This is a genomic window from Dietzia sp. SYD-A1 (assembly GCF_015356725.1).
Taxonomy (GTDB): domain Bacteria; phylum Actinomycetota; class Actinomycetes; order Mycobacteriales; family Mycobacteriaceae; genus Dietzia.
In genome coordinates this window covers 1-1399 of the sequence record NZ_JADDKI010000414.1, presented here as the reverse complement: position 1 = coordinate 1399, position 1399 = coordinate 1, and the positions used below count along the sequence as shown (strand labels likewise).

The window sequence follows — 1399 nt, the reverse complement described above, 5'->3', positions numbered from 1 at the left end:
ACCGCGAGCGCCGCCCACACCAGCGACCCCGCCCGGGCCGCCGCGGGGGCGAAGGCAACGAAGACCCCCGCGCCGATCATCGCGCCGAGGCCCACCACCACGGCATCGCTCATACCCAGTCGACGGTCGAGTGATGCTGCCATGCGGGCATGGTCGCACCCATTGTTGGCCGCCGGGTGAATTGACCTCGTGCCCCCGCGGTCGGTGGCGGTACAGCGGTTACATTCGACTGGTGCGTACTCTCCGTCGGCTCCGTGTCGCGGTCGTCGTCCCGGTCGGCGGACTCCTCGCCGGACTGGCGCTGGCCGGCTGCGGCACGGCAGGCACTGAGGGCACACCGGGAGCCGGATCCCGGGAGCACCACGCGACGGCCCGACCGTCCGAGCATTCCCGGGCCGCCGCGCCGCCCTGCGAGTCGCCCCTGGACTCCCTGAGCCAGCGGGAGCGGATCGCGCAGTTGTTCACCGTGGGCGTGAGCTCGATGGCCGACGCCCGGCGGGCGGTCGACGAGCACAACATCGGGGGGATCTTCCTCGGCGGGGATGTCGTGGGTGAAGTCGTCTCCGGCGACGGTCTCGCGCGACTTCAGGAGGACTCGGCGCTACCGCTGCTCGTGTCGATCGACGAGGAGGGCGGTCGCGTGTCCCGCATCGCCCCCTATGCCGGGCCGATGCCGTCCGCCCGCGTCATGGCCGCCACCATGAGCCCCGAGGAGGTCCGGTCCGCGGCGCGGGCGCGCGGTGAGTTCCTCCGTGAGATGGGGGTGACCGTCGACTTCGCGCCGTCTGTCGACGTGTCCGACCAGCCGGACTGGGCGGTGATCGGCGACCGGTCGTTCTCACCCGACCCGGCCCGGGTGGTCAGCTACGCCCGCGCGTTCTCCGCGGGGCTCCTCGACGCCGGGGTGACGCCCGTGTTCAAGCACTTCCCCGGGCACGGCCGATCGTCCGGGGACAGCCACCACGAAGCGGTGACCGTGCCCCCGCTTAATCAACTCGTGCCGCACGATCTCCGGCCCTTCTCCGAACTCGCCGAGACCCCCGGCGCGGCGATGATGCTGGGGCACCAGCAGGTGCCGGGCCTCACCGGTGTCGACCGGCCGGCGTCGCTCTCCCCGGCCGCGTACCGACTGCTGCGTGAGGGGCGCGGGTACGGCGCCCCCGCCTTCGACGGCCCGATCTTCACCGACGACCTGTCCGGGATGCGCGCCGTGACGAACGACTTCCCGCTCCCCCGGGCGGTCACCGAATCGCTCATCGCCGGGGCCGATTCACCGCTGTGGATCACCACCGCCGGGATCCCCGAGGCACTCGACGCCGTCGAGCGCGCGCTCGCCGAGGGCGCCCTGCGGAAGGAAGACCTGGACCTCTCGCTCGCCCGGATGGCGACCCTCCGCGGC

General features: G+C 72.8%; 1 protein-coding gene and 1 pseudogene. One reads left to right on the top strand and one right to left on the bottom strand.

What is annotated here, in order from left to right; all coding sequences use genetic code 11:
* Positions 1-143 (bottom strand): annotated as a pseudogene (locus IY392_RS14955) (amino acid permease); the annotation flags it as partial.
* A gap of 89 nt (positions 144-232) precedes the next feature.
* Here IY392_RS14955 and IY392_RS14950 point away from each other — a divergent pair.
* Positions 233-1399: glycoside hydrolase family 3 N-terminal domain-containing protein (locus IY392_RS14950; protein WP_309234191.1), on the top strand; the 1167-nt coding region annotated here is incomplete at its 3' end.